Annotated in this window: 26 protein-coding genes; 6 read left to right on the forward strand and 20 right to left on the reverse strand. The window is 71.8% G+C overall.

What is annotated here, in order from left to right:
• The first annotated feature begins 431 nt into the window (after window positions 1-431).
• The 3 genes from ACY0I8_RS04340 to ACY0I8_RS04350 all read left to right on the forward strand — a co-directional run bounded on the left by ACY0I8_RS04340 (window position 432) and on the right by ACY0I8_RS04350 (window position 4,398).
• Entirely contained in the window at window positions 432-2,129 is a 1,698-nt protein-coding gene (locus ACY0I8_RS04340; RefSeq protein ID WP_461393736.1) for an acyl-CoA synthetase, read from the forward strand.
• A gap of 182 nt (window positions 2,130-2,311) precedes the next feature.
• Window positions 2,312-2,602 carry a sodium/substrate symporter small subunit gene (locus tag ACY0I8_RS04345; protein ID WP_459939833.1) on the forward strand — a complete coding sequence of 97 codons (291 nt, stop codon included), beginning with the start codon at window positions 2,312-2,314 and terminating at the stop codon, window positions 2,600-2,602.
• Entirely contained in the window at window positions 2,599-4,398 is a 1,800-nt protein-coding gene (locus ACY0I8_RS04350; protein WP_461393737.1) for a solute symporter family protein, read from the forward strand. Before ACY0I8_RS04345 ends, ACY0I8_RS04350 begins: the two co-directional genes overlap by 4 nt.
• Before the next feature lie 161 nt (window positions 4,399-4,559).
• On the opposite strand, the gene ACY0I8_RS04355 is transcribed toward ACY0I8_RS04350, so the two are convergent.
• From ACY0I8_RS04355 to ACY0I8_RS04430, 16 genes are all read right to left on the reverse strand, one after another.
• Window positions 4,560-4,976 (reverse strand): ACT domain-containing protein, encoded by a 417-nt coding sequence (locus ACY0I8_RS04355; RefSeq protein WP_461393738.1) that lies wholly within the window; start codon window positions 4,974-4,976, stop codon window positions 4,560-4,562.
• Window positions 4,977-5,107: 131 nt separating this feature from the next.
• Window positions 5,108-6,652: an MFS transporter gene (locus ACY0I8_RS04360; RefSeq protein ID WP_461393739.1), complete on the reverse strand. Its 1,545-nt coding sequence runs from the start codon at window positions 6,650-6,652 to the stop codon at window positions 5,108-5,110.
• A gap of 166 nt (window positions 6,653-6,818) precedes the next feature.
• Window positions 6,819-7,562 (reverse strand): hypothetical protein, encoded by a 744-nt coding sequence (locus tag ACY0I8_RS04365; protein WP_461393740.1) that lies wholly within the window; start codon window positions 7,560-7,562, stop codon window positions 6,819-6,821.
• Between the two features lie 77 nt (window positions 7,563-7,639).
• The gene (locus tag ACY0I8_RS04370) at window positions 7,640-8,011 is read right to left on the reverse strand and encodes a response regulator (RefSeq protein WP_461393741.1); all 372 of its coding nucleotides are present in this window, start codon (window positions 8,009-8,011) and stop codon (window positions 7,640-7,642) included.
• Between the two features lie 31 nt (window positions 8,012-8,042).
• Window positions 8,043-8,510: a chemotaxis protein CheX gene (locus ACY0I8_RS04375; RefSeq protein ID WP_461393742.1), complete on the reverse strand. Its 468-nt coding sequence runs from the start codon at window positions 8,508-8,510 to the stop codon at window positions 8,043-8,045.
• 3 nt (window positions 8,511-8,513) lie between these two features.
• Entirely contained in the window at window positions 8,514-10,247 is a 1,734-nt protein-coding gene (locus tag ACY0I8_RS04380) for a GspE/PulE family protein (RefSeq protein WP_461393743.1), read from the reverse strand.
• Between the two features lie 3 nt (window positions 10,248-10,250).
• Entirely contained in the window at window positions 10,251-10,595 is a 345-nt protein-coding gene (locus ACY0I8_RS04385; protein WP_461393744.1) for a double zinc ribbon domain-containing protein, read from the reverse strand.
• Window positions 10,592-11,602: a diguanylate cyclase gene (locus tag ACY0I8_RS04390; protein ID WP_461393745.1), complete on the reverse strand. Its 1,011-nt coding sequence runs from the start codon at window positions 11,600-11,602 to the stop codon at window positions 10,592-10,594. Before ACY0I8_RS04390 ends, ACY0I8_RS04385 begins: the two co-directional genes overlap by 4 nt.
• Window positions 11,554-12,336 (reverse strand): hypothetical protein, encoded by a 783-nt coding sequence (locus tag ACY0I8_RS04395; protein WP_461393746.1) that lies wholly within the window; start codon window positions 12,334-12,336, stop codon window positions 11,554-11,556. Before ACY0I8_RS04395 ends, ACY0I8_RS04390 begins: the two co-directional genes overlap by 49 nt.
• The gene (locus ACY0I8_RS04400) at window positions 12,333-13,961 is read right to left on the reverse strand and encodes a tetratricopeptide repeat protein (protein ID WP_461393747.1); all 1,629 of its coding nucleotides are present in this window, start codon (window positions 13,959-13,961) and stop codon (window positions 12,333-12,335) included. Before ACY0I8_RS04400 ends, ACY0I8_RS04395 begins: the two co-directional genes overlap by 4 nt.
• Entirely contained in the window at window positions 13,958-16,612 is a 2,655-nt protein-coding gene (mutS, locus tag ACY0I8_RS04405; protein WP_461393748.1) for a DNA mismatch repair protein MutS, read from the reverse strand. Before mutS ends, ACY0I8_RS04400 begins: the two co-directional genes overlap by 4 nt.
• Before the next feature lie 12 nt (window positions 16,613-16,624).
• Window positions 16,625-17,041 carry a LapA family protein gene (locus ACY0I8_RS04410; RefSeq protein ID WP_461393749.1) on the reverse strand — a complete coding sequence of 139 codons (417 nt, stop codon included), beginning with the start codon at window positions 17,039-17,041 and terminating at the stop codon, window positions 16,625-16,627.
• A gap of 24 nt (window positions 17,042-17,065) precedes the next feature.
• Entirely contained in the window at window positions 17,066-17,566 is a 501-nt protein-coding gene (locus tag ACY0I8_RS04415; RefSeq protein WP_461393750.1) for an HIT family protein, read from the reverse strand.
• Complete coding sequence (locus tag ACY0I8_RS04420; protein ID WP_461393751.1) at window positions 17,563-18,066, reverse strand: metallophosphoesterase family protein; 504 nt, start codon at window positions 18,064-18,066, stop codon at window positions 17,563-17,565. Before ACY0I8_RS04420 ends, ACY0I8_RS04415 begins: the two co-directional genes overlap by 4 nt.
• A gap of 270 nt (window positions 18,067-18,336) precedes the next feature.
• Complete coding sequence (dtd, locus tag ACY0I8_RS04425; RefSeq protein ID WP_461393752.1) at window positions 18,337-18,786, reverse strand: D-aminoacyl-tRNA deacylase; 450 nt, start codon at window positions 18,784-18,786, stop codon at window positions 18,337-18,339.
• Entirely contained in the window at window positions 18,783-20,111 is a 1,329-nt protein-coding gene (locus tag ACY0I8_RS04430; protein ID WP_461393753.1) for a peptidoglycan DD-metalloendopeptidase family protein, read from the reverse strand. Before ACY0I8_RS04430 ends, dtd begins: the two co-directional genes overlap by 4 nt.
• A 253-nt stretch (window positions 20,112-20,364) precedes the next feature.
• Here ACY0I8_RS04430 and ACY0I8_RS04435 point away from each other — a divergent pair, with 253 nt between their 5' ends.
• The 3 genes from ACY0I8_RS04435 to bamE all read left to right on the forward strand — a co-directional run bounded on the left by ACY0I8_RS04435 (window position 20,365) and on the right by bamE (window position 21,697).
• Window positions 20,365-20,853: a DUF4442 domain-containing protein gene (locus ACY0I8_RS04435; RefSeq protein ID WP_461393754.1), complete on the forward strand. Its 489-nt coding sequence runs from the start codon at window positions 20,365-20,367 to the stop codon at window positions 20,851-20,853.
• Window positions 20,843-21,211: a hypothetical protein gene (locus ACY0I8_RS04440; RefSeq protein ID WP_461393755.1), complete on the forward strand. Its 369-nt coding sequence runs from the start codon at window positions 20,843-20,845 to the stop codon at window positions 21,209-21,211. Before ACY0I8_RS04435 ends, ACY0I8_RS04440 begins: the two co-directional genes overlap by 11 nt.
• Before the next feature lie 120 nt (window positions 21,212-21,331).
• Window positions 21,332-21,697, forward strand: coding sequence for an outer membrane protein assembly factor BamE domain-containing protein (gene bamE / locus ACY0I8_RS04445; RefSeq protein WP_461393756.1), 366 nt, complete (start codon window positions 21,332-21,334; stop codon window positions 21,695-21,697).
• A gap of 16 nt (window positions 21,698-21,713) precedes the next feature.
• Here bamE and lhpI read toward each other — a convergent pair whose 3' ends face one another.
• From lhpI to ACY0I8_RS04465, 4 genes are all read right to left on the reverse strand, one after another.
• Window positions 21,714-22,652 carry a bifunctional Delta(1)-pyrroline-2-carboxylate/Delta(1)-piperideine-2-carboxylate reductase gene (gene lhpI, locus ACY0I8_RS04450; RefSeq protein ID WP_461393757.1) on the reverse strand — a complete coding sequence of 313 codons (939 nt, stop codon included), beginning with the start codon at window positions 22,650-22,652 and terminating at the stop codon, window positions 21,714-21,716.
• 86 nt (window positions 22,653-22,738) lie between these two features.
• Window positions 22,739-23,428, reverse strand: coding sequence for a spermidine synthase (locus tag ACY0I8_RS04455; RefSeq protein ID WP_461393758.1), 690 nt, complete (start codon window positions 23,426-23,428; stop codon window positions 22,739-22,741).
• Between the two features lie 4 nt (window positions 23,429-23,432).
• Window positions 23,433-24,653: a DEAD/DEAH box helicase gene (locus ACY0I8_RS04460; RefSeq protein WP_461393759.1), complete on the reverse strand. Its 1,221-nt coding sequence runs from the start codon at window positions 24,651-24,653 to the stop codon at window positions 23,433-23,435.
• Between the two features lie 166 nt (window positions 24,654-24,819).
• The coding region (locus tag ACY0I8_RS04465) for an FAD-dependent oxidoreductase (protein ID WP_461393760.1) at window positions 24,820-25,990 on the reverse strand (1,171 nt) is incomplete at its 5' end.

Here is a 25,990-nt window from a genome sequence, read left to right on the forward strand (position 1 = left end):
GCGGCCGTCTGGACCACGGGCCCGACGACCGCGAGCTTGGCGACCGTCGACCGTAGTCAGTGGACAGACGGCAGAAGATAGGGGGTTCTCTGACCTCTGACCTCTGAATTCTGGCCCCTGACACGGCGACCCCGCCGGGCAGGACCCCTGCGTACCTTTTAGCAAAACCGCCTCCCCGCCGCCACCGGACCCGGGCCGGCGGCCCCTCGGCCACCCGGACTCCTCGCGGCGTGCAACTTCCCCTGCGGGGAGCCGCCCACCGACCGGTTGTTTGAAAATACACACACCGCGTTTTATTTCTACTGAAGAAATTTCACTCAAACTGAATTTTGGTGTTGACCCTGGGAAACCGGCGTGCTATGTTCTGCCACCGTGAACGCTTTTCACCTGTTTTGGTGGGCCGGCCCAACACCCATCGCGGAGGAGATGCCATGGACCTTGTGACCCCCTACGACAACATTCCGGTGAATCTCAACGGGCCCAACATGGCCGATTATGACGAGGTTTGCCGGACGTTCCGGCTGAACGTGCCCGAGTACTTCAACTATGGGTTCGACGTCATCGACCGCTGGGCCCAGGACCGTTCGAAGCTCGCCATGGTGTGGGCCGACCGCACCGGCGAGGACATCCGCAAGTACAGCTTCTTCGATCTGATGCAGCTCTCGAACCGGTTCGCCAACGTGCTCCGGGACCTCGGGTTCAAGAAGGGCGACCGGCTCTTCGTGATGGTGCCCCGGATCGTGGAGTGGTACGCGGTGATGCTCGGGAGCTTCAAGCTCGGCGTGATCCCGCTGCCCTCCCCCAACATCCTTGTGCCCAACGACGTGCGCTACCGGGTGAACCAGGCCGAGGCCTCGGGCGCCGTAATGTGGTACGAGCACGTGGAAAAGCTCGACGCCGTGCGGGGCGAGTGCCCCACCATGAAGCACACCATCGCGGTGGGCGGCCCGGCCGAGGGCTGGCTCTCGTTCGAGGACCTGATGGCCAAGGCCTCGCCCAAGCTCGACCGCAGCGAGGTGGAGCCCACGCGGTCGGACGACATCATGCTCATCTACTTCACCTCGGGCACCACCAAGTATCCCAAGATGGTGCCCCACACCCAGGCCTCCTACGGCATCGGCCACATCATCACGGCCAAGTTCTGGCAGGACCTGAAGCCCACGGACCTCCACTGGACCCTGTCGGACACCGGCTGGGCCAAGGCCGCCTGGGGCAAGCTCTTCGGCCAGTGGCAGATCGGGGCGGCCGTCATGGTCCACGACGCCTCCGGCAAGTTCGACGCCAAAACCCACCTCAAGCTCATCGAGAAGTGCGGGGTCACCACGTTCTGCGCCCCGCCCACGGCCTACCGGATGCTGATCCTCGAGGATCTCGCGCAGTACGACCTCTCCAGCATCCGCCACTCCTGCTCGGCCGGGGAACCCCTGAACCCCGAGGTGATCAAGGTCTGGAAGGAGCACACCGGCACCACGATCTACGACGGGTTCGGCCAGACCGAGACCGTGAACCTCATCGCCAACTACCCCTGCATGCCGGTGAAGTTCGGCTCCATGGGCAAGCCCACCCCTGGCTTCCACGTGGAGGTGGTGGACGACGACGGCAACCCCGTGCCCGTGGGCGAGGAGGGCCACATCGCGGTCAAGGTGAAGCCCGAGCACCCGGTGGGGCTCTTCAAGGGGTACTGGAAGAACGAGGAGGCCACGGCCGAGGCGTTCGTGGGCGACTGGTACTACACCGGCGACAAGGCCTACAAGGACGAGGAAGGGTACTTCTGGTTCGTGGGCCGGGCCGACGACGTGATCAAGGCGTCCGGGTACCGGATCGGGCCCTTCGAGGTGGAGAGCGCCCTGCAGAGCCACCCCGCCGTGGCCGAGAGCGCGGTGGTGGGCTCCCCGGACCCCCTGCGGGGCACCATCGTCAAGGCCTTCGTCATCCTGGCTCCGGGGTTTGAGCCCTCGGACGAGCTCGTGAAGGAACTCCAGGAGCACGTGAAGAAGGAGACCGCGCCCTACAAGTACCCGCGGGAGATCGAGTTCGTGAAGGATCTCCCCAAGACCGTGTCCGGAAAGATCCGGCGGGTCGAGCTCCGCAAGATGGAGGAGGAGCGCAAGCTCGGCAAGACCGCCTGATCCCACCGACTCCGGGGCGGCCCACGGCCGGGGCCGCCCCATCCTTTCGGCCCCTTTTTCGACCCAACGTTTGGTCGGTTGATGGCGGCTCCGGCCCGGGCGGACGCCGCACAGGGGGCGTTTGTTGCTCGGATTTCGACACCCTAGGATTCCGCCGTTTCTAGGAGGGAAGGAGAGATCCCATGCGTTCGGCGTACCGCAAGGAGTGCTGGCTCGCCCTGACCGCGTTCGTGGTCGCGGCGTTCCTGACCCACATCTACCCGCTGTATTTCTGGTTTCCGAAGCTGACCGAGATCGAGATGTTCGGGTTCCCGGCCCACTACTTCCTCACCCTGTTCCTGGGCTGGGTGGTCCTGATGCCCTTGTACGCCCTCTACATCCGGGTGAGCGAGAAGATCGACCAGGAGATCGTGGAGACGAGCCGCCGCACGGCCGAGGTCGAGGCCCGGGCGGCCGCGGGAGGGGAGCGATGAGCCGCGCGATCCGAAGGGCCCTGCCCGCCGCCCTGCCCCTGGCCCCCGCCGCGGCCTGGGCGGCCGACGGCACGCAGACCTACACGTTCGAACCCACCCAGAGCCTCTCGACCCTGGGCCTCGTGTACACCCTGGCCATGGTCACCCTGTTCCTGTGGGTGGGCTGGTGGTCGAAGCGCCGGGTCGCCACCTCGGACGACTACTACACGGCGGGCCGGGGCATCGGGGCCCTTTCGAACGGGCTCGCCATGACCTCCAACTACATGAGCCTCGCCACATTTCTGGGGTTCACGGCGCTCTTGTGGAAGCTCCAGTTCCTTCTCGTGGCCTTCGTGATGAGCTGGCTCGGCGGGTTCGTGCTGATCTCCGTGAGCGTGGCGCCGAGCCTTAGGCGATGGGGCAAGTTCACCAGCATGCAGTTCATCGGCGAGCGCTACGGCAACACCGCGAAGATCATCTCGGTGCTGTGCATGATCCTCTTGGCCCAGCTCTACTTGGTGGGCCAGATGAAGGGCATCGGCAACGTGTTTCAGGTGATGTTCCACTGGGACTACACCACCGGGCTCGTGGTGGGCGGCATCGTGGTCACCCTCTACGTCACCATCGGCGGCATGTACGGCCTGTCGTACAACCAGACCCTCCAGGCGATCATCATGGGGATCGCCCTGGTGCTCCCCACCTCCATCATCCTGTGGAAGCTGAACGCCGGCCCCGGAGCCCTGTTCCCACCCTTCGGGTACACGAAGCTCGTGCCCGAGATGGTGGCGGCGCTCCCCACCTACTTCGACCCGTTCACCACGGTGGGCGGCAAGATCCCCGTCAGTTTCAAGTACTACACCGGGATCGTGCTGAGCCTGGCCCTCGGCACGATCGGGCTGCCCCACATCGCCATGCGCTACTTCACCGCGCCCAGCGTGCGGGAGGGCAAAAAGGCCACCCTCTGGGGCATCTTCTTCATCGGACTCGTGTTCTTCACCACCTTCGCCATCGGGTTCGCGGCCAAGCTCTACACCACCAAGGTACTGAACGCCCAGGGCCTCGCCATCGATCCCAAGGAGGCCGACCTCCTCGTGGTGATCATGAGCCAGGCCTTCACCCCGGCCTGGGTGGCGGCCCTTCCCATCGCCGGCGCCTTGGCCGCGGGGCTCTCCACCGTGGGCGGCCTCCTCATGGTGATCGGCACCGGCATCGGCCACGACATCTATACCACCATCTTCCCCGAGGCCGACGACCGCCGGAAGGTGAAAATGGGCCTCTTCTTCACGGCCTTCGGCGGCATCGTGACGATCCTGCTCGCGCTTCGGCCGCCCGAGTTCCTGCTCACGAGCGTCATCTGGGCCTACGTGGTCTCGGCCTCCACCTTCACCCCGGTGCTCGTGCTCGGCATCTGGTGGAAGGGCGCGAACCGCGCCGGGGCCATCGCCGGCATGGTGGTGGGCGGGGTGCTCTCGGTGGTGCTGTGGTGGACCAAGGGCCAGCTCTTCGGGCTCCAGCTCGTGAACCTCGGGCCCCTGGGGCACCTGGTGGCCGCCATTTTCACGGCCTCGGCCGCCTGGTTCGTGACGATCGTGGTGAGCCTCGTGACCGGCGGGGAGAAGGACGAGAAGGTGCTTCGGGAGGTGGACCGGATCCACGGCTGGCTCGACTACGATCCGGCCCGGTACAACGGCAAGCTCTTCCCGGCGGCCCTCGCCGCCCTGGCCCTGGCGCTCATGGTCTGGTCGGCCATGCCCGATCACGCGCCCCCGAAAACCGCCCAGGCGCCGGCGCCGGCCGCGACCGTGGCCCAGAAGTAGGCCGTTCCGACACACGACACCAAAGCGGGGCCCCAAGGGGCCCCGCTTTTCTCATGAGCTTGGTTGCCCCGGGAGTCTCCACGGGCGGCCGGCCCGGGGCGTGACGGGCCGCGGTACCTTGGGCCCCGCCCTCCCCCGTCGCCCGCCCCTCGGCTCCCGGCTCATCCCCGCTCGTCGGCGCTCCGGGCAAGCTCCTCGAGGGCCTCCAGGGCTTCCTCCGCCTGCGCCTTCGGCACGAAGATGTGATCGTGGTGGTAGCCCGCGACCACGTTTGCGCTGATTCCGCGCTCGGCCAGCCTGCCCGAAAACGCCGCCGTCAACCCCACCGCCTCCAGGCTCGAGTGGACGCGCAACGCGATCCACCGGAACACGCCCTCATACCCCAGGCCCCTTTCGTCGGCCCTGGGTTTGGGAACGACCAGCGTCAGGCCCTCGGCCTCCAGGACGGACGCCACCGGCTCCAGGTCCGCATAGTCCCCGTACCGCGCTCCCGGAAACGTGCAAAACACGTACTCCCCGTCCCTCAGCACCGGAGCCAGGGACCCCAGCAACTTCCCCAGATCCTTCTCGCCGGACATCGCTCCTCCGCTCCTACATGAACGCGGCCAACCATCGCCAGCACGAGTTCTCCGAAATCAAGTGGCCAAGAGCGACATCCCCCCTTCTCCCCCATTTCGCGCCACAATCGCCAACGTTATCCCCCCCGCGCCTATTGGGGTCCAGGGCTCGGACGGTGGTTCGGGCGCAGGCGGAGGTACAGAGCGTAGGGGAACGAGAACAGGTCCCGCAAGCCGGCCACGGTGGACACGTGCCGCACGGCGTGGAACACCCGGGTCCGAAGGGCCTCGAGAACCTCGGCCTCGTCCACGGTCCCGGCCTCCTCCACCCGCCGGAGGGCCCAGAGGGCCGCGATTCCCACGAGCGCGCTGCCCAGGAACAGGAAGTCGAGGTTTCGGAAGCTGGCCGTCAGGACGACGCCCTGGGCGTCGAGCAACCGGGAGGCCCACCGGATCTCCACGTCGATAGCTTCGCCCGCCAGGCGGTTCCCGGCCCAGCCGGCCAGCACGGGGGCCGTGGCCGCCACGGCGCCGGACACGAGGGCGTTCGCCGCGAGGAAGGTGGGAGCCCGCCCCCGGGGCGCCGCCTTGAGGACGAGGTTGCCCACGCAAAGGTTGGTGCCGGCGGTCGCCACCCCGGCCAAGGCGTGGAGCGCGAACACCAGGGGCAACGAGAACGGGTGCGGGTCGGGCAAGGTCGTGAACGGCCACAGGAGGTACACGAGGAGGTACGCCGGAACCGCCACGGCCAGCACGGCCCGGTTGCTAAACCGGTCGGCCAAGGCCCCCCACAGCGGGTAGAAGGCCACGTTCACGAGCTGGCTCACCACGGAGGCCGCCACCACGAGGCCCACGCCCCACCCCAGGGACCGGTACAGGTACACGGCGAAGAACGGGGCTCCCAGGTTGGCCGCGAACCCCCACAGCGCCGTGAAGGCCACCACCCGCCGAAACCGGGCGTCGCGGAACGGATCGGCAAGGGCGCGCCAGGCCGACGAGGGGGCCCCGAACTCCGCTTGGGGCTCTGGCACCTCGGCCAGGAACCACAGGCTGGCGAGCCCGAAAGAGCCCGCCAGGACCAGTGTGCCGGACAGGGCGGGCCCCTCGCCCACCGCCTTTCTCGCCAGGTCCACGGCGAACCCGGCGGCGAGGCCCGCGCAGGCCGCCACCGCCGTCGAGATCCCCAGACGCCGCCCCATGACCCGCCCGAGCCGCTCCTCGGGAAGGAGGTTGCGGACCCAGGAACTGAACCCAAGGGCCCCGACGGTGCCGAAGCAGTGGAATACCGCCACCAGGGCAAGGAGGGCCGGCACCCGGAACGCGGGGGGCAGCACCCAGGGGACGAGCGCGACCCAGAGCCACGACGCGCGAGCGAGCAGCGTCGCCCACAGGACCACCCGCTTCGTCCCCGGCACCCTCGTGAGCCACAAACCCGCGGGCAACTGGACGAACTGCATGAGCGGGCCGAGGGCGGCCAGAATCCCCACCGCCAGGTCGGAGGCCCCCAATGCCAGCGCGTAGGCCACCAGGAACGGACCTCCCGCCAGGGCGCCCATGGCCTGGGTGGCCACGGCGTCCCCCACCAAGGCCCGCTCGGCGCGGGCCCGGTCGGCCTCGGCCACCTCGCTGTGGGGACGGTCCCGGAACCCCTGTCGCAGCCGATCCCACACGATCCGTGGAACCTGTCGCAAGGCCATGGCCCGTTTCTCCGTTCGCCGCCCCGCCCCGCGCCGACCACCGGAGGGGACGCCCCAGATCGGCGGAGGTGGGCAAAACCTGTTGGCTGGAGAAACGACGGGGGAAGGAACGAACCGGGGGATCCCCTCGGAGGGGGTTATTTGGTAAGCCGGGGTTGGGGACGCGTCAAGACGTCTTCCCGTTGTCGGACGATCCCGGGCCGAGCTCGGGGTAGAGGGTCTTTACGCAGTCGGGGCACAGGCCGTGGGTGAACTCCAGGCCGGCGTGGGTCTTGAGGTAGGTTTCCAGGTGCTGCCAGTACCCGGCGTCGTCGCGGATCTTTTTGCAGCCGGCGCAGATGGGGAGCAAGGTCTTGAGCTCGTGCAGGGCCTTGATGTGACGGGCGATCACCCGGTTTTGGGTCCAGAGCCGGGTGATCATCTCCCCGGAGAGCTGGGCCATGGGGTCCCGGCCCCGGTGCCGCTCGAAGGCCTCCACGAACCGCTCGATGTGGCTGGCGTACTCGGCGTCGGCCGGGCGGGCCGAGACCTCGGCCGCGTGCAGGAGGAGGACGTCCATGGCCGGATCGAGCAGGTAGAACTCGAGCCGGAACGCGGTCAGGAACGCCTCGCCGGCATCGGCCGGGGCCGCGCCGTCCAAGAGCGCGGCCACCTGGCGTTCCAGGGCCTCCAGATCGCCGCGCAGGGCTTCGGGCAGATCGAACACCCGGGGGACCGGCTCGTTGCCCCAGGCCTCGAGGGCCCGGGCCCAGATCTCCACGTGCCCGGCCTCCTCCCGGCCCATCTCCTCCCACAGCTCGCGAAGCTCGGGCTGCGCGGTCGCGTCCGCCAGGCGGGCGTACAGGGTCTGGGCCATCCGGTCGATCCGGAGGCAGGGCTCCAACAGGCGGCGGGCGGGCATCCGGGACATGGGCGCGCAGTGCTCCTGGTTCGGTTGCGGGAAAAGGGGCTGCGAAAGGTACCGCGCCCTCCGACCCGTCGCAAGCCTCACCCCGCCCCGAACACCACCTTGTTCAGGACCTCGACGACCTTCTCCTCCTCGAAGGGCTTCAAGATGTAGTGCTTGGCCCCGGCCTTGGCGCACTCCACGATCTGGTCCTTGCTCGACATGGAGCTGACCATGATCACCGTAGCCCCGGGGTCGATCTTTTTGAGCAGCACCAGGGTCTGGATACCCCCCATCTGGGGCATCACGAGGTCCAGGGTCACGAAGTCGGGCTTGAGTTCCTTGTACTTCTTGACCGCCTCGAGCCCGTTGGAGGCCGTGGCCACCACCTCGCAGCCGTGGCGCTCCAGGATCTTCGTGAGCTCCTTCTGGATGTAGGGGCTGTCGTCCACCACCATCGCCCGTTTCGTCATGGGTTCCTCTCCTTCTCGCCGCCGTGCCGGCTCAGGGCGCCTCGGGCGCCAGCGAAATCACCAGGTCGAGCCTGCCCGCCTCGGTCTCGAGGGGCAGGAGAACGCTCTCCATCCCTTCTCCAAAGCCCAGGTTCACCTCGGGCCCCTCCATCACGGCCGGAGGGGTGATGCCTTCCCGGATCCCCAGGTCGTAGAGGTGGCCCGTGGCGTTCCCCACGATCATGTTGGCGAGCTCGGCCAAGATGGCCCGCACCTCCTCGGGCCCGGAAACGGGCGCGCCGAGCATGCGCTCGCACACCCTGGCGGCCACATCCTTCTCCCCGGTGAGGAGCACCGAGCCGTTGAGCCGCCCCTGGACCCCGATCAGGATGCTGACCCGGTTGTCCAGAAGCATGTCCCCCACCCGGCGGGGCTTCCCCACCCTGACCTGGGTCCGGGCCATCTTCTCGAGCACCCGCACCGAGGGCGCGAGAAACGCATTCACGTACTCCGCCTTCATCGCTCACTCCACCGCCTTCGTGACCCGGATGACCTCCGCCAGGGTCGTCACGCCGGCCACCACCTTCCGCAGTCCGTCGAACCGGAGATCCCGCAGGCCCGTGGCGTAGGCCGCCCGTCGGATCTGGCCCGTGCTCGCCTTCTCCAGGATGAGCTCCCGGATCGCCTCGTCCACCTTGAGCACCTCGTGGATCCCGGTCCGCCCCCGGTATCCCGTTCCCCCGCAGTACCCGCAGCCCTTCCCCTTGTAGAAGGTCACCTTGCCCACCAGGGCCTCGGCCCCGGCCTCGGCGATCTCGGCCGGCTTGGGATCGTAGGGCGCCTTGCACTGGGGGCAGATCCGCCGCACGAGCCGCTGGGCCAGAACGCCCAGGAGCGTCGGGGCCAGCAGGAACGGGGCCACCCCCATCTCCACGAGCCGGGTGATGGAACTCGGGGCGTCGTTGGTGTGGAGGGTCGAGAGCACCAGGTGCCCGGTGAGGGCCGCCTCGCCGGCGATCTGGCCGGTCTCGGGATCGCGGATCTCGCCGATCATGATGATGTCGGGGTCCTGCCGGAGGATCGAGCGCAGGGCGCCGGCGAAGGTGAGTCCCCGCTTGGGGTTCACGCCCACCTGGTTGATCAGCGGGATCTGGTACTCCACCGGGTCCTCCACCGTGACGATGTTCTTCTCGATGGAGTTGATGGCGTTCAGGGCCGCGTAGAGGGTGGTGGATTTCCCGCTCCCGGTGGGCCCGGTGACGAGTACGATCCCGTTGGGCTGGCGGATCAGGGACGTGAAGATCTCCAGGTTCCGGGGGGAAAACCCCAGGTCCTCGAGCCGCACCCGCACGCTGGCCCGGTCGAGGATCCGCATGACCACCTTCTCGCCGTAATAGACCGGCAGCACGCTCACCCGGAACTCGAGTTCCCGCTCCCCCATCTTGAGCTGGATCCGGCCGTCCTGGGGCCGCTGCCGCTCCGAGATGTCGAGATCGGAGAGGATCTTGATCCGGCTCACCACCGCGGGGGCGAGCCGCACCGAGAACGCGAACCGCTTCTGGAGCACCCCGTCGATCCGGAACCGCACGAGAAGATTTTCCTCGCCGGGCTCGATGTGGATGTCGCTCGCGCCCTCCCGCACGGCGAGCTTCAGCACCTTGTCCACGAGCTTGACGATCGGCGCCTCTTCGCCGGCCCGCCGGAGGCTCTCGATGTCGACCCCCTCACCGCCGGAGTCCACGTCGAGCCGGCTCAGGGTGACGAAGTCGTCCCGCTCCCCCTCTTCGTCCTCTTCGCCGTCGCTTCGGTAGTGGGCGTGGATCGCCTGGAGGACCTGGGTCTCGCTCGCGAGCACCGGCTGGATCGGGCGCTTGAGCATGCCGGAGACGAGATCGATGACCTCGATCTTCGTGGGGTCGGCCACGGCCACGGTAACCTCGTCGCCGATGGCAAAGAGCGGGATCACCCGGTGCCTGCGGCAGAACTCGGCCGGCACCTCGGCCGTGAGGTCGTCCTGGATCTCCACGTCCTCCAGGTCCATCACGGCCAGGTTGAACTGGCGGCCCAGGGCCTGGAGGAACTCCTTCTCCTTGACGTACCCCGCCTCCACGAGGAACTTGCCCAGGGGCTTCCCGGCAAGCCCCCGGTGCTGGCGCTCGGCGAGGGCCTGCTCGAGCTCCTCGGGGGTGAGGGCCCCGTCCTCGACGAGGAGCTGGCCCAACCGGGCCTCAACTTTTTTGGGAAGGGCCTGGGTCACGGCCTACTCTCCGAACAGGGCGTCGATGTCGTCCTGGCTGACCCGCACGTCCTCGGGTTCCTCCGCCGCCCGGGTGGCCTCCTCGGCCGCCTGGAGGAGCTCGGCCAGGGTCCCGTCGTCGGCCGGCGGCGGGGACGACGATGCGGGCGAGGCCACCGCCGCGGGCCGAGGGGCCGGCTCCGCCTGCCGTTGGGCGGCGGCCATCGCCCCCCCGCACCCCCCGCAGAACCGGTCGGACGAGAGGTTCCGGAACCCGCACCGGGGGCAGAACGAGGCCAGGGCGAACCCGCAGCTCCCGCAGAAGTTTCGTTCCGGGGCGTTCACGTGTCGGCACTGGGGGCAGTTCATGGCTTCCTCACCACCACGCGGTTTCGTCCTTCGTGTTTGGCCCGGTAGAGCGCCTCGTCGGCCAGCCCGATCAGGTCCTGGGCCCGTTCGACCGCCGCCGACGGACACGCGGCCACCCCGAAGCTCGCGGTGACCCGCAGGACCTCCCCCTGGGCGGGAAACGGGTGGTTCTCCACCGTGAGCCGGAGCCGCCGGGCGAACTCGGCGGCACCCTCCACCTCGGTATGGGGCAGCAGCACGCAGAACTCCTCGCCGCCGTACCGCCCGGGCACGTCCGAGGTCCGGATGGCCTCCCGGACCACCCGGCCCATCTCCCGGAGCACGTCGTCCCCGGCCTGGTGGCCGTAGGTGTCGTTGAGGCGCTTGAAGTGGTCGATGTCGAACATCACGAAGGAAAGCGGCGTGCCGTACCGGTCGGTGCGCTCGAACTCGGTCTCGAGCACGCCCATGAAGTGGCGGCGGTTGTAGAGGCCCGTGAGGGGGTCGGTGGAGGAGAGGCGCCGGAGCTGCTCGTTGGAGGCCTTGAGGGCGTCCTGGAGGGCCTTGATCTTGAGCTGCACCTTGATGCGCGCCAGGAGCTCCCCGGCGTCGAAGGGCTTGGTGACGTAGTCGCTGGCGCCGAGCTCCAGGCCCCGGATCTTGGTGTCCACGTCGGTCTCGCCGGTCAGCAGGATCACCGGCACGTCCCGGAGTTCCGGCCGCGCCCGCACGAGCCCCAGGAACTTGAACCCGTCCACCGTGGGCATCACGAGGTCGCAGAGCACGAGATCCGGGGGGGAGGCCAGGGCCTTCTTGAATCCCTCGAGCCCGTTCCCGGCCTCGTCGGCCTGCGCCACGAAGTCCACCCGGGCGAGCAGGTCGAGGACCTCCCGCCGGAGCCCGGGCGAGTCGTCCACCACCAGGACCCGGAAGTCCCGGCGGCCCATGAGCCCCTGGGGATCGTGGGGTTCCGCGGGGTCTAGCCCGGGGGCGCCCTCCACCACAGCGGCGTTCGGGTTGGTTTCCACGCTTCGGTCTCCTCCGGCCGTTCCACGCGCACGCCCGGCGGCAGCCGAAGCCCGAAGAGCTCGGGATCGATCTGGGCCGCGGGCTCCACCCGTTCAACCTCCAGTACATAATCGGCAGAGGGTTCCCGAAGCTTCAGTCGGATGTGGGCGGGGTATGCAAAATCGGCCCCGGCGACCCGGCCGTCCCAGGAGAGCTCGGCCTCGACCCGGCCGTCCCGGAGGAACCGGGCCCGGGCCGGCCGGCCGGCCCCCGGCTCCCACTCCACCTCCTCGGTCCACCCGTCGGGGCCCGCGAAGACGAGCACGGTCCCGCCCTCGGGGGTCTCCCAGGCCCCCACCGGCCGGCCCACGCGGGGCACCCGGCCCAGGAGGATCCGGGCGAACCACAGCCCCCCGGAGTCGAGTTCCACCGCCCGGCGCTCGGCCGGGAGGTAGGCGAGGCACCGGTCCCCCCGGCACCCGAGCGACAGGACCGCGGTGCCGAAGGGCCCGGCCGCGGCGTCGAGCCGAAGGCCCTCCCCTTCGGCCACGGCCGCCCCGAACCGGGCGCTTCCCAGGGGGCCCGAACGAAACCGCCCGGCCAGCCGCAGCCGACCGGGCGAGCGGTCGAGGGCCCCGAGGCGCTCGACCCAGGGGGTCGGATCGCGGGCCGGCCCCGCCCCCGGCCGCACGAACCGGGGGCCGCAGGCGGCCAGGGCCAAGACGAGCACGAGCCCCAGTGCCCGCCGGGTCACTCGAGCTCCTCCAGCTTGCGGCGGACCGCCTCGGAGTCGGGCGCGAACTCCAGGGATTTGCGGTAGGCCTCCCGGGCCTCGTCGGTGCGGCCGAGCTTGCGCAGGGCGTCGCCCAGGTGATCCCAGATGATCGGGTCCTCGGGCTGGGCCTCCAAGGCCTTCCGGAGGGTCTCGGCCGCCTCCTCGTACCGGCCCTGCTGGTAAAAGACCCACCCGAGGCTGTCGGTGATGAACCCGTCGCCGGGCTTGAGCTCCAGGGCCTTCCGGATCAGCCGCTCGGCCTCCTCCAGGTGGATGCCCTTCTCGGCGTAGGTGTACCCGAGGTAGTTGAGGGCGTGGGGGTCGTCGGGGTTGAGCTCCAGGGAGCGCTTCATGTACTCGACGCTCCGCTGCCAGTCCTTCATCTTGTCGTAGAGGACCCCGAGGGTGAAGTAGACCCGGTGGTTTTGGGTCTCGTGCTCGGCCAGGTAGGCCTCCAGCACGTCGGCGGCCTTCCGGAACTCCCCCCGGTCCTCCCAGAACCCGGCGAGCGCCAGGGTGACCTCCTCGTCGTCGGGGTGCTCGGCGAGCCAGCCCTCCAGGAGTTCCCGGGCTTCGTCGGGCCGGTCGAGGCTTTCGAGCGCGATGGCCCGGCGGACCAGGGCGTCGGGGTACTCGGCCGCGTCCCCGGGCACCTTTTCCAAAGCCTCCAGGGCCTCGGCGTACTTCTCCTGGGCCAGCAGGCTCACCCCCAGGAGGTACCAGGCCCGGGGATCCTCGCCGTGGGCCTGGGCCATGGTGCGGAACACGGTCTCGGCCTCGGCCGGCCGGTCCTCCTGGAGGAGCAGGATCCCCAGCCGGAACCGGAGCGACGGGTCCCCCCCGCTCCAGCGCTCGGCCGCCTCGAACACCTCCAGGGCCTCGTCCACCCGGCCCTGTTTGAGGAGCACCTGGCCCAGGCGGAACCGGGCCTCCACGTCGTGGGGGTTCGCCTCGATCACCCGGCGGTAGAGGGCCTCGGCCTGCGGTGCGTTTCCGGCCTCGGCCTCGAGCGCCGCCAGGGCCCGGAGGGCCGCCCGGTGGTTGGGGTCCCGGTCGAGGGCCCGGCGGAGGGCGGCCCGGGCCTCCTCGGCCCGGGCCAGGCGGGCCAGGAGGCGCCCGCGCGCGAACCACGCGTCGGCCGAACCGGACGCCTCGGCCCACCGGGCCGCCAGTTCCGCCGCCTCCTCCAGGCTTCCCTGGGATTCGTGGATCCGGACGGCCAGGTCGTAGGCCCGGTCGCCCGCGCCGGCCCGGGCGGCCTCGGCCGCGGCCTGGGCCGCCTCGGCGCTTCGGTTCATGACCTGGAGGAGCTGGGCCCGAAGCAGCAGAAGCTCCGGGTGCCCCGGCCGGCGGGAGAGCCCCTCGTCCACCACGGCCAGGGCCTCGCCGTACCGGCGCTCCCGGGCCAGCGTCCGGGCGATCTCCGCCCGCAGATACGCCGACGCCGGGTCCTCGTCGAGGGCGGCCTCGAGGCTCCGGAGCGCGGCCTCGGCGTCCCCCTCCCGCTGGTGGAGGTAGGCCTCGATCACCGCCGGCACCGGCGAGGCCGCCGCCAGGGCGGGGGTGAGGACAAGGGCCACCGCCCACCGGCCAAACCGCCTCATTCCTTTGCCTCCCGGGCCAGGAGCTCCCGGGCCCGGGCCCGGAGCTCATCGAGCCGCACCAGGGCCTCCACCGGGGTCAACCGCTCCACCTCCACGGCCGCCACCTCCCGGGCGAACCCGGCGAGCCGGCGCTCCCGGGCCGCGGCGAAGAGGTCGAGCTGCTGGGCTCCCGGGGGGCCGGCCACACGGTGGCGCAGCGCGAATCGCGGCTTTCCGCCCTCGTCGAGCTCCCCCTCCTCCAGGTTCCGGAGGATCTCGCCGGCCCGGTCCACCACGGCCTCGGGCAGCCCCGCGAGCCGGCCCACCTGGATCCCGTAGGACCGGCTGGCCCCGCCCTCCACGAGCCGCCGCAGGAAGATGACCCGGCCCTCCCACTCCTTCACCGCCACGTTGAAGTTGCGCACGCCCTTGAGCGTGCGCTCCAGGTCGGTGAGCTCGTGGTAGTGGGTGGCAAACAGGGTCCGGCACCCCAGGTCGTGGATGTGCTCGGCCACGGCCCAGGCGATGGAGAGCCCGTCGAAGGTGGAGGTGCCGCGGCCAATCTCGTCCAGGACCACGAGGCTCCGGGGCGTGGCGTTGTGGAGGATGTTCGCGGTCTCGGTCATCTCCACCATGAAGGTGGACCGGCCCCGGGACAGGTCGTCCGAGGCCCCCACCCGGGTGAAGATCCGGTCCACGAGCCCCACCGCGGCCGACTCGGCCGGCACGAACGACCCCATCTGCGCCAGGAGCACGATGAGCGCCGTCTGCCGGAGGATCGTGGATTTCCCGGCCATGTTGGGCCCGGTGATGATCGCCAGATGCTGGTCCTCGTCCAAGACGAGGTCGTTGGGCACGAACCGCTCCCCCTGGAGCGCGGCCTCCACCACGGGGTGCCGGCCGCCCCGGATCTCGAGGGCGAACCCCTCGTGGACCCGGGGGCACACGTACCCGCGCTCCACGGCCACCTCGGCAAGGGCCGCCACCGTGTCGAGCACGGCCAGGGCCCGGGCCCGGGTCTGGAGCGCCTCTAGGTGCCCGGCCACCTCGTCCCGGAGCTCCAGGAACCTCCGGTACTCCAGGGCCTTGGCCCGGTCCTCGGCCCCCAGCACCTTGGCCTCCATCTCCTTGAGCTCCGGGGTCACGAACCGCTCGGCGTTCGCCAGGGTCTGGCGGCGCTCGTACTCGGGGGGCACCAGGTGGAGATTCGCCCGGGTCACCTCGATGTAGTACCCGAACACCTTGTTGAACCCGATCTTGAGCGACCCGATCCCCGTGCGCTCCCGCTCCCGGGCTTGGAGGGCCGCGATCCAGCCCCGGCCGTCCCGCTGGATGAGCCGCAACTCGTCGAGCTCGGAGTCGAACCCGTCCCGCAGAAGGCCGCCCTCGGTCAGAACCACGGGCGGGTCGTCCACCAGGGCCCGGGCGAGAAGATCGGTGAGCTCGGGCAGGGGGCCCAGATCGGCCCCCAGGTCCCGCAGAAGCCCGGCGTCGGCGTCCTCCAGGAGCCCGGCGAGGGCGGGCAGCGTCTCCAGGGACGACCGGAGCGCCACCAGGTCCCGGGCGTTCGCGGTGCCCATGGCCACCTTTCCGGCGAGCCGGCCCACGTCGTAGACCTGCTTCAGGGCCTCCCGGATCCGCTGGCGGGTGTCGCCCCGGCGCACGAGTTCCCCCACGGCCTCCTGGCGGCGGCGGATCGCCTCGACGTCCCGCAGGGGAAACGCCACCCACTCCCGCAGGCACCGGCCGCCCATCGGGGTGCGGGTGCGGTCCAACAGGTGCACCAGGGTGCCCTCGCGCCGGCCCCCGGAGATCGTGGTGAACACCTCGAGGTTCCGGAGGGTGGTCTCGTCGAGCACCAGATGGGCCCCCGAGGCGTGGCGGCCCACGTCCCGCAGGTTCGCGAGCGCGCTCGGGTAGTTGGCGGCCACGTAGGCCAGCACGGCGGCCGCCGCCCGGATGCCCTCGCCCAGGTCGTCCACCCCGTAGCCGGCCAGGTCGGCCCCGGCCAGGTGCTCCCGCAGGGCCTTGCGGGCCCGCCGCCGGTCGAACTCCTCGGCCGGCCGCGGGGTCACCTCGACGCCCCGGGGCCAGGCCGCCGGCACCTCCTCGCCTTCGGGCACCAGGACCTCCCGGGGGCCGATGCGGCCCAGCTCGTCGGCCAGCTCCTCCCAGGTCCGAACCTCCCCGATCCGGAACGCGCCCGTGGTCACGTCGGCGTAGGCGAACCCCACGGCGCGCCGGCCCGGCACCACGGCCGCCAGGTACTGGGCCTCCTTGGCCTCGATCATCTCGGTGTCGGTCACGAGGCCCGGGGTGATGACCTGCACCACCTCCCGGCGCACGATCCCCTTGGCCTCCCGGGGGTCCTCCACCTGCTCGCAGATCGCCACCTTGTACCCGCGCTCCACGAGCCGGGCGATGTAGCCCTTGGCCGAGTGCCAGGGCACCCCGCACATGGGCACGGCGTTCTCGCCCTTTTCGCGGCTCGTGAGGGTGATCTCGAGCTCCCGGCTCGCCACCTCGGCGTCCTCGAAGAACATCTCGTAGAAGTCGCCGAGCCGAAAGAGCAGGATGCAGTCGGGGTGGGCCTGCTTGAGCTCCAGGTACTGCCGCATCATCGGGGTGAGCTTGGCGGCACCGGGAGCCTTGGGGGCGGGGACGGCCGGCATGGCGGTTCCGGGCTAGAGGGTGGGTTCGTCCTCGGCGGGCGGGGGCGCCGCGGGAGGGGCGTCCTTGACCGGGGCGGCCGGGGCCGGCGGCTCGGCCGGGGGCCGGATCTCTGCGAGCTGTTTCTTGAGCGCCTCCACCTCGGCCTCGAGCTCCCGGATGCGCCGGTCGCGCTTTCGCACCTCGGCCCGCCGGGCCAGCCGCTCGAAGACCCCGTGGAACCCGGCCACGAGGAGCCCCAGGAGGAAAAAGGCGCCAAACAGCAGGGCCACCGGGAACGGCGGCGTCGAGTAGAGGTGCCACAGGTCCCAGAGCTTCACGTGGAACTGGATGGTCTGGCCCAGGGCCTGGAGGTTTTCGGGCTGGATCGCCACCAGGGCCACGGCCACGATCACCGCGGCAAGGACCACCCGTTTCAGGAACCGAAACATGCGCGCGCCTCCCGCAGAAGGGGTTCAGTAACTCGGGGCCCCGGCGGGCCAGATCCGCCGGAGCTCGTCGTACAGGTCGCCGAGGTACTGGTTCACGACCCGGACGTCGTCCAACACCGGCAGGAAGTTCGTGTCGCCCACCCACCGGGGGACGATGTGAAGGTGGAGGTGCTCGGCCACCCCCGCGCCGGCCGCCCGGCCGAGGTTCAGGCCCACGTTGAACCCGTCGGGCCGAAGCGCCTCCTGGAGCACCCCCTTGGCCTCCACGGCCAGGGCCCAGAGCTCGGCGGCCTCGTCGGCCGTGAGGTCCTCCATCCCCCCCACGTGGCGCTGGGGGAGCACCATGAGGTGGCCGGCATTGTACGGGTACCGGTTCAGGATGACAAAACACCGCTCGCCCCGGCGCAGCACGAGCTGGGCCCGGTCGTCCCCCGCGGCGAGCGCCGAGCAGAACACGCACCCCTCGGGCTTGGGGCCCCGGATGTACTCGATCCGCCACGGGGCCCAAAGGAGCTTCCGGGTCACTCGGGCACCTCCACGAACTCGACCCGCCCCACCCCGCCCGGCCCCACCTCCACCAGGGCCACGGTGCGCCGGGGGGCCCACCGGCGGTCGAAGGCCGAGCCGGGGTTCACGAACCGCACCCCGCCGATCGTCCGGTCCTCGGCGGCGTGGCTGTGGCCGAACACCACGAGATGGACGCCTTCGTTCCGGAACACCTCGGCCACCCGCTCGGCCAGCCCGGCCGGCGGCCCCCACCCGTGCACCAGGCCCACCCGGCAGCCCCCGAGCTCCAGGACCCGGGTGGGCGGCAGGCGCCCCCCCAGGCCGGGGCCGTCCATGTTCCCCAGCACCCCGTGATAGGGCCGGGGCTCCACGAACTCCAGGTAATCCACCACGGCCGGCCCCGTGTGGTCGCCGGCGTGGAGGAGCACCTCGGCCGGCCCCAGGGGGCCCCGAAGCAGGGCCTCGAGCCGGTCGTCCGGCTCGGCCAGATGGGTGTCGGAGAGAAGGCCCAGGAGCATGGTCACCGTTTGAACGTTGGGACGTTGGAAATGCTGGGACGCTAGGACGCTAGGACGTTCGGACGCTGGGACGCTCGAAAGCTGGAAGGCCAAGCCCCCCGGCGTGTATCGCGCATCAGCTCTTTCCTGCGAACACGATGGCACCTCCGATGTGCCGCGCGGGGGGAGGGCACCCCAGTTCCGTCCCCCGCCATGAGGCCCCACAGGGGCCGAGGGTTCGTCCACCCAAAACCCGACCGACGACCGACGACCGGCGACCGGCGACCGTTTTTAGAACCTGCGCTTGGAGTCCAGGAGCAGGGTCACCGGGCCGTCGTTCACGAGTTCCACCTCCATCTCGGCCCGGAACCGGCCCGTTTCCACCGGCACCCCGAGCCCCCGCAGCCGCGCGGCCACGGCCTCGTACAGGGCCTCGGCCTTGCCCGGCTCGGCCGCCCCGGTGAACGAGGGCCGCCGGCCCTTCCGGCAGTCGGCCAAGAGCGTGAACTGGCTCACCAAGAGAACCCCGCCGCCCACGGCCGAGAGGTCGAGGTTCATGCGGGCCTGGGCGTCCTCGAACACCCGTAGGCCCGCCACCTTCTCGGCGACATAGGCCACGTCGGCCTCCGTATCGTCGGGCTCGACCCCCACCAGCACCAGGAAGCCCCGGCCGATCCGGCCCACCACCTCGCCCCCCACCCGCACCTCGGCCCGGCTCACCCGCTGGACCACGGCCCTCACGGACGGTTCTCCTTAGCCACCTCGAGAACCGGGGCCAGGGCCTCGAGCCGCCCGACCCACTCGGCCGCCCAGGCCCGGTAGGCCTCGCGCTCGGCCCTGGGCACCGGGTCGCCGGCCGGGTACTTTTCGGTCAGGGGGTTCACCCAGCGGCCGTTCTTCTTCACCCGAAAGTCCAGGTGGGGCCCGGTGGCGAGCCCGGTCGCGCCCACGTACCCGATCACCTGGCCCTGCCGCACCCGGACCCCCTTGCGGATGCCCGGCGCGAACCGGGACAGGTGGTTGTAATAGGTCTCGTATCCCCGGCTGTGGCGCACGATCACGGTCTTGCCCGCCTGGCCCTTCCACCCGGCGTACCGGACCGTGCCGTCGGCCACGCTCCACACCGGGGTGCCCCGGGGCGCGGCGTAGTCCACGCCCCGGTGGGGCCGGACCACCTTCAGGATCGGGTGGCGGCGGCGCAGGCTGAACCGGCTCGAGATCCGGGTGAACCGAAGCGGCGAGCGCAGGAAGCTCTTCCGGACGCTTCGCCCCTCGGGGTCGAAATACCCCTCGGTCTTGTCCGACCGGTAGTACACGGCCGTGTGGATTCCGGCCTGCCCCCGGTACTGGGCGGCCAGGATCCGGCCGTTCCCCACGAACTCGTCCCCCACCCAGAGTTGCTCGTAGATGGCCCGGAACTCGTCGCCCTCCCGGGTCTCCCGGGTGAAGTCCACGTCCCAGGAGAAGAGCTCCACAAAGGCCATCACGAGGTCGGCGTCGGCCCCCGCGGCCAGAAACGACTCGTACAGGCTCCCCTCCACCCGGCCCACCAGGCTCTTCTGGCGGCGCTCCACGGGCACGTCCACCTTCCAGGCCCGCCAGCCGCCCTCGGGCCGGGCCTCGGCCCGGTACACCTCCAGCGGGCTTCGGCGGTACTCGAACCGCAGGAGCCGCCCCTCCGGGCCCACCCAGACCTCGTAGGCGTCGCCCGGCCGCATGCGCTTGGGGTCGAGGACGGGTTTGAGCGCCTTGGCGAAGGCGAGCACCTCGGCCGCGGGCACGCCCGCGGCACCGAGCACCGCGGCCAGGTTTTCCCCCCGGCCCACATCTCCCGCCTCGCGCCGCACGTTGGCCGCCTCCAGGAGCCCCTGTTCGGCCCGGTCGCCCAGCACCTGGGCCACGGGCGGCAGCTCGGGCGCCACCACGGGCGCGAACACCGGCGCCGCGATCTCCGCCGGCAACCGCGGCGGGATCGAGGACCAGAGCCGCTCGGGCCGGGCCAGGAGGAGAAAGCAGGCCGCGAGCAGGAGGGCCTGGAAGATCGCTCGGTCGGACGGTCGTCGCATGGGCTCGTCAAAACGGGAACGCGGCCGGACCGACCAGAGGGGCCCGGCGCCGCAAAGCGTCCCGGCATGGTAGCCGAAGCCCCCCACCCCTTCAAGCGCCCCGGCCCTTGTGCAACGCCCCTTCGATGCGGCACCCTTGGGGGCCGGCCGGGAGGCCCCGGTCCGGCTGCAGAACGGACCGGGAAGACGGGATCAACGGCCCTCCCGCGTTCCAGCGTTCGAGCCTTCCAGCTTTCCAGCCCACAGGACTTCCATGAATCACCGCCTGCTTCGCCTGCTTTTGAACCTCTACCCCCCGTTCCTCGGGGCCGGGATCCGGGTGCGCCGGGTGAGCCCCGATTACCGGGAGATCGACGTGGAGATGCGCCACCGGTTCTTCAACCGGAACTACGTGGGCACCCACTTCGGTGGCAGCCTCTACGCCATGACCGACCCCTTCTACATGCTCATGCTGATCCACAACCTGGGGCCGGGCTACGTGGTGTGGGACAAGGCGGCCGAGATCGAGTTCGTGAAACCCGGTCGGGGCACGGTGCGGGCCGAGTTCCGCCTGGACCCGGACGCGCTAGAACGGATCCGGGAGGAAACCCGGGGTGGGCGAAAGGCGCTTCCCACCTTCACGGTGGAGGTACGGGACGGGGGGGGAAACGTGGTGGCCCGGGTCAAGAAGGTCCTGTACGTCCGGGAGAAGGCGGACCGCGCCCGGCCCCCCGCCTCGGCAGGGAGCCCGGGTGCGGCGTAGGGCGGCGCGCGGGCTCGCGGCGGGGTTCGGGGTCCTCCTCTTCGTCGCCGGGTGCCAGGGGTCGGGCCCCGGCCGGGCCACGGTGTCGGGGAAAACGGCGTTCCGGGGGATGGGGGTCGAGGGGGTGCGGGTGGAGGCGTACCGGGCGACGGCCCCGGGGCCCCCGGTGGCGGAGACCCGGAGCGGGTACCACGGGTCGTTCCACCTCCGGCTGCCGCCGGGGCGCTACCGGCTCGTCGCCGAGGGCGAGCTCCCCTCGGGTTCGGGCGCCGTTCTCCTCCGGGGAGAGACCCGGATCCGGGCCGGTCCCGATCGCCTGGACCGGGTGGTGATCCCCCTTGCGGCGGCCCCGCCCTGAGCCCCGGACCCGGACCGGGACGCCCCCCGGGGGCGGATTTGACAACGGGGGAACCTGTGCGAGGGTGGGGGTGGAAGAGCCCGCTTCTCGTGCCACGGCCCCCGCCGGAAGGAGCCCCCGATGTTCCGCGCTGCCACCCTCCTCGCCGCCGCCCTCCTGGCCCTCAGCGCCTGCGCCACCACCTCGGGCCGCCGGGTGGCCCAGGAAGACCTGGACCGGATCCAGAAGGGCAAAACAACCCGGGTCCAGGTGATCGAGATCCTGGGCGAACCCCAGAGCGTGAAGCAGACGGCCGAGGGGACGATTCTCGTGTACGGGTATTCGGAGGCCCGCGCCGACGCGACGAGTTACGTCCCGTACCTGGGAAGCTTGTTCGGAAAGACCAAGACCGAGAATCAGGTGGTCTACATCTTCCTGGACAAGGCCGAGGTGGTCCGGGAGATCCAGGTGGAACAGGGCCGGTCGGAGAGCGGGCAGAAGCTTTGACGATTGGCAGAACCCCTCACCCCACCCGCTCCCAGGCCAGCGCGGCCGCGGCCAGGTCCTCCAGGGCCGTGCCCACCGATTTGAACAGGGTGATCTCGGCCGCCCGCCGCCGGCCCGGGTGCCGGCCCCGGCAGAGGTCGAAGAGGTCGGCCTCCACGTCCTCGGCCCGAAGCACGCCGGTTCGCAGGGGCTGCACGAGGTCCCCGGCCTCCCGGAGCGCGCCCTCCCGGGTGTCCACGAACACCCGGGCCCGGGCCACGGCCTCGTCGTCGGCCTCCCGCATCTCCGGGGTGAACCCGCCCACGAGGTCGAGGTGGGCGCCGGGCCGGAGCCACCGACCCCGCACCAGGGGCTCCCGGGCCAGGGTCGCGGTGGTCACGATGTCGGCCCACCGCACCCCGGCCTCGAGGTCGGGCTCCCGCACCGCCGGGAACCCCTCGGCCGCGAGGCGCTCCGCAAGCGCCCGGGCCCGCTCGGGGGTCCGGCCCCACACCCGGATCTCCTTGACGGGCCGGACCCCGGCGTGGGCCCGGGCCAGGTGGGGGGCGAGCGCCCCGGTCCCGACGACGAGAAGCCGGCGGCTGTCGGGCCGGGCGAGGAACCGGCTCGCCAGGGCCGAGGCCGCGGCCGTGCGCCGCCGGGTGAGCTCCGTGCCGTCCAGGGCCGCCAGGGGCCGGCCGCTCTTCGGGTCCAGGAGGAGATAGGTGCCGTACACGGAGGGCTCGCCCCGGGCGCGGTTCGAGGGGAACACGCTCACGACCTTGACCCCCAAGGCCGCGCCCTCCCTCCAGGCCGGCATGAGAAGGAGGGTGGCCCGCTCCCGGTCCACCTCCCCCAGGTCGTGGTGGTGCCGCACCGGCACCCGGCATCCCTCCCGGAACATCCGCTCCAGGGCCCCAACCAGATCTGCGTACGGGAGAACTTCGGACAAGGTGTGGGCGTCGATCCAGCGCATGGGATCACCTCCTCGCGCCAGGGGGAGGGTTCCGGCCCAGCGCGCCACCCCCGCGGCCGCGGGGGTGGGGGCAGACCGGCGCGGGATCAGGCCCCGGGCGGGCTTCCGCGGCCCGGCGCCGTGCCCAGGTACACCACGTGCCGCCGCGCCCCGGTGACCGGCCGGTGGACCCGCACCGAAAACCCTTCTCGCCGCAAGGTCTTTTCGAACCCCGGGTCGTGGTCCTCGCCCCACACGGCAAACCGGCCTCCCGGCCGCAGGGCCCGGCGGACCGCGGCCACGGCCCGGGTGCCGTAGAGGGGGTCGTCGCGGCGCCGGGCGCTGAGGTGGGGCCCCTGGTAGAGGTCGTACACCACGGCGTCGAACCCCCCGGCCGGCGCCCTCGCCACCACCCGGGCCACGTCGGCCACCTCGACCCGGACCCTGTGGTCCTCCACCGCCCGGCGGGTCAGGCCGGCCAGGGGACCCCGGCACCACCCCACCACCGCCGGGTTGATCTCGGCCACCACCACCCGGGCCGAGGCCGGAAGGAGGTCCAGGACACTCCGCAACGTATAGCCCATCCCCAGCCCCCCCACCAGGACCCGGGGGGCCGGCCGGGCCGCGAGGCCCTCGCAGGCCAGCTCCCCCAGAACCACCTCGGACCGGTGGGCCGCGCTCGACATGAGCACCCGGCCGGCCACCGTGATGAGGTAGTCCCGGCCCCCCCGGCACCGGAGCTCCAGGGGGCCCTCGGGGGTGTCCACCCGGTCCAGGGTCTCCCAGGGCAGGGCCACCGGATCACCCCGCCGGGGCCGGCGCCGCGGCCCGTCCCCCCCGCCACCGCCGCGCCCGGTCCGGCCGGGGGCGCGGGCGGCCCCCCTCGGGCCGGGGCGCCGGCGCGCCGTAGTCGAACCCGGCCAGGGTGCGGCGCTCCAGGGCCGCCCCCAGGGCCCGCTCGATCGCCCGCACCATGCCGGCGTCGTCCGGGGTGGTCAGGGTGAAGGCGTCGCCGGTGCGGCTCGCCCGGCCGGTGCGGCCGATGCGGTGGGTGTAGGCGTCCACCGTGTCCGGCATGTCGTAGTTGATCACGTGGGACACCCCGGCCACGTCGATGCCCCGTGCCGCGATGTCGGTGGCCACGAGGATACGGAACTTCCCGGACCGAAACCCCTCCATGGCGGCCCGCCGCCGGGCCTGGGAGAGGTTCCCCTGGAGCGAGGCGGCCCGGTGGCCGGCCCGGGCGAGCTGCTCCGCGAGCCGCTTGGCCCGATGCTTCGTGCGGGTGAACACCAGGACCGACCCGGCCGGGGTCCGGCGCAGGAGCTCCAGGAGGAGCGGGGTCTTGCGGTGGCCCGGCACGGGGTAGAGGGCGTGGGTCACCGTGGCCGCGGCCGGGGCCGGGTCCACCCGCACGGTCACGGGGTCCCGGAGCACCTCGCCCACGAGCCGCCCGACCTCCCGGGGCATGGTGGCCGAAAACAGAAGGGTCTGGCGCCCGGCCGGGAGCCGGCCGAGGATCCTTCGGACGTCGGGCAGAAACCCCATGTCGAACAGGCGGTCGGCCTCGTCGAGCACGGCCACCTCCACGCCGGAGAGGTCGCAGGTGCCCCGGCCCAGGTGGTCCAACAGCCGGCCCGGGCAGGCCACCACGATCTCGGCCCCGCCCCGGAGCCGGGCCACCTGGGGGGCCATGCCCACTCCCCCGTACACCGTGGCGCACCGAAGCCCGGTGGCCCGGCCCAGGGACCGAAACGCGTCGTGGATCTGCTCGGCGAGCTCCCGGGTGGGCGCGATCACCAGGGCCCGCACCCGGCCCCGGGGTCCCCGGCTCAGGCGCTCGAGGATCGGCAGGGCGAAGGCCGCGGTTTTTCCCGTGCCGGTCTGGGCAAGGCCCAGCACGTCCCGGCCCTCGAGGGCCGGCGGGATGGCGCGCCGTTGGATGGGGGTGGGGGAGACGAAACCGCAGGCGGCCACGCCCTTCGCCACGGGCGAAGAGAGGCCAAACGATGAAAAGCTCAAGCAACCTTCCTTTTCTTGGGGGAAACCGCCAGGCGGCGGAAAGGGGCTTCAGGCGGGGGCACACAGAAGCGAGGTGGCGCCACCCTACAGGGAATCGGCCGGAAAAGCAAACTGGGGGCTTCCTGCGAGGGGCTCCCGCCGGGCCGCCGCGGCCGAACGCTCTCCCCTACCCCTCGGCCACCATCCGGATGGCGCCCCGGGGGCAGAAGGCGGCGCAGATGCCGCAGCCCTTGCACCAGGCCAGGTCGATCGCGACCCGGCCCTCGGGGTCGCGGGTGATGGCGAGGTCGGGGCAGAGCTGCCGGCACACCTCGCACCGGTCGCACCCGGCCGTGCGAAGGCAGGCCCGGGCCAGCGTGGCCGCCCGGCCGGGCACGGGCCCCCTGGGGAGGGGCACCGAGTCCGGGGGGGGCCAGGCCGGAAGGCCCAGGAGGGCCAGGGCGGACGCGGCCGCCCGGCGGCCCGAGGCCAGGGCCTCGGTGAGGTAGCCCGGCCCGGTTACGCCGTCCCCGGCCGCGAACACCCCGGGGAGGCCCGGGACCTCGCCCCCGGGCCCCGTGCGGACGCGGCCCCGGCCGTCCAGGAGGCCGACGGGCAGGAACGGGTGCTCGGGCGCCTGCCCCACGGCGGCCAGCACCCAGCCGGCCCCGAGCTCCTCGACGCGGGCCCCCGGGGCCACGGGCTCCCCCCGGGGGGCGGGGCGCGTCTCCCGGAGCCGCAGGAGGATCCGGTCCCCCCGGGTCTCCACGACCTCGGGCGCCCGCAGGAACCGGAACCCCACCCCCTCGGCCCGGGCCCGGGCGACCTCGTCGGGATCGGCCGGCATTTGGGCCTCGTCCCGGCGGTAGACCACCAGGACCTCGCCGGCCCCGGCGCGCACGGCCGCCCGGGCCGCGTCGAGGGCCACGTTGCCGCCCCCCACCACCACGACCCGGCCCGCAAGGGCCGGCGGGTCCCCCCGGCAGAAGGCCCGCAGGAACGACAGGGCGTCGAGGCACCGGCCGCCGCCCCACCCGGGCACCCCGAGCCCCAGGCCCCGGCCGGCCCCGAGGGCCAGCACGACCGCCCCGTGCCCGGCCCGGAGGCGCTCCAGGTCCTCGGGGTCGCGAACCGGGGTCCCGAGGCGCACCTCGGCGCAGAGGGCCAGGATCGGCGCCAGGTCCGCGGCCACGGCCTCCCGGGGCAGCCGAAACGGCGGGATCGCCTGGACGAGCATGCCCCCGGGCTCGGCCGCCGCGTCCACCAGGGTCACCCGGCACCCGGCCAAGGCCAGGTCCCGGGCCGCCGCGAGCCCGGCCGGCCCCGCCCCCACCACGGCCACCCGGGGCCCGCCGGCC

The organism is Deferrisoma sp. (genome assembly GCF_054681715.1).

Coding starts and splice junctions, on each gene's coding strand:
- ACY0I8_RS04385 (WP_461393744.1), bottom strand. CDS start 10,595: ATGAACTGCCCCCAGTGCCGACACGTGAACGCCCCGGAACGAAACTTC.
- mutS (WP_461393748.1), bottom strand. CDS start 16,612: ATGCCGGCCGTCCCCGCCCCCAAGGCTCCCGGTGCCGCCAAGCTCACC.
- ACY0I8_RS04400 (WP_461393747.1), bottom strand. CDS start 13,961: ATGAGGCGGTTTGGCCGGTGGGCGGTGGCCCTTGTCCTCACCCCCGCC.
- ACY0I8_RS04345 (WP_459939833.1), top strand. CDS start 2,312: ATGCGTTCGGCGTACCGCAAGGAGTGCTGGCTCGCCCTGACCGCGTTC.
- ACY0I8_RS04365 (WP_461393740.1), bottom strand. CDS start 7,562: ATGTCCCGGATGCCCGCCCGCCGCCTGTTGGAGCCCTGCCTCCGGATC.
- ACY0I8_RS04360 (WP_461393739.1), bottom strand. CDS start 6,652: ATGGCCTTGCGACAGGTTCCACGGATCGTGTGGGATCGGCTGCGACAG.
- bamE (WP_461393756.1), top strand. CDS start 21,332: ATGTTCCGCGCTGCCACCCTCCTCGCCGCCGCCCTCCTGGCCCTCAGC.
- ACY0I8_RS04375 (WP_461393742.1), bottom strand. CDS start 8,510: ATGAAGGCGGAGTACGTGAATGCGTTTCTCGCGCCCTCGGTGCGGGTG.
- ACY0I8_RS04355 (WP_461393738.1), bottom strand. CDS start 4,976: ATGTCCGGCGAGAAGGATCTGGGGAAGTTGCTGGGGTCCCTGGCTCCG.
- ACY0I8_RS04410 (WP_461393749.1), bottom strand. CDS start 17,041: ATGTTTCGGTTCCTGAAACGGGTGGTCCTTGCCGCGGTGATCGTGGCC.
- lhpI (WP_461393757.1), bottom strand. CDS start 22,652: ATGCGCTGGATCGACGCCCACACCTTGTCCGAAGTTCTCCCGTACGCA.
- ACY0I8_RS04350 (WP_461393737.1), top strand. CDS start 2,599: ATGAGCCGCGCGATCCGAAGGGCCCTGCCCGCCGCCCTGCCCCTGGCC.
- ACY0I8_RS04340 (WP_461393736.1), top strand. CDS start 432: ATGGACCTTGTGACCCCCTACGACAACATTCCGGTGAATCTCAACGGG.
- ACY0I8_RS04420 (WP_461393751.1), bottom strand. CDS start 18,066: ATGCTCCTGGGCCTTCTCTCCGACACCCATCTGGCCGAGCCGGACGAC.
- ACY0I8_RS04370 (WP_461393741.1), bottom strand. CDS start 8,011: ATGACGAAACGGGCGATGGTGGTGGACGACAGCCCCTACATCCAGAAG.
- ACY0I8_RS04430 (WP_461393753.1), bottom strand. CDS start 20,111: ATGCGACGACCGTCCGACCGAGCGATCTTCCAGGCCCTCCTGCTCGCG.
- ACY0I8_RS04435 (WP_461393754.1), top strand. CDS start 20,365: ATGAATCACCGCCTGCTTCGCCTGCTTTTGAACCTCTACCCCCCGTTC.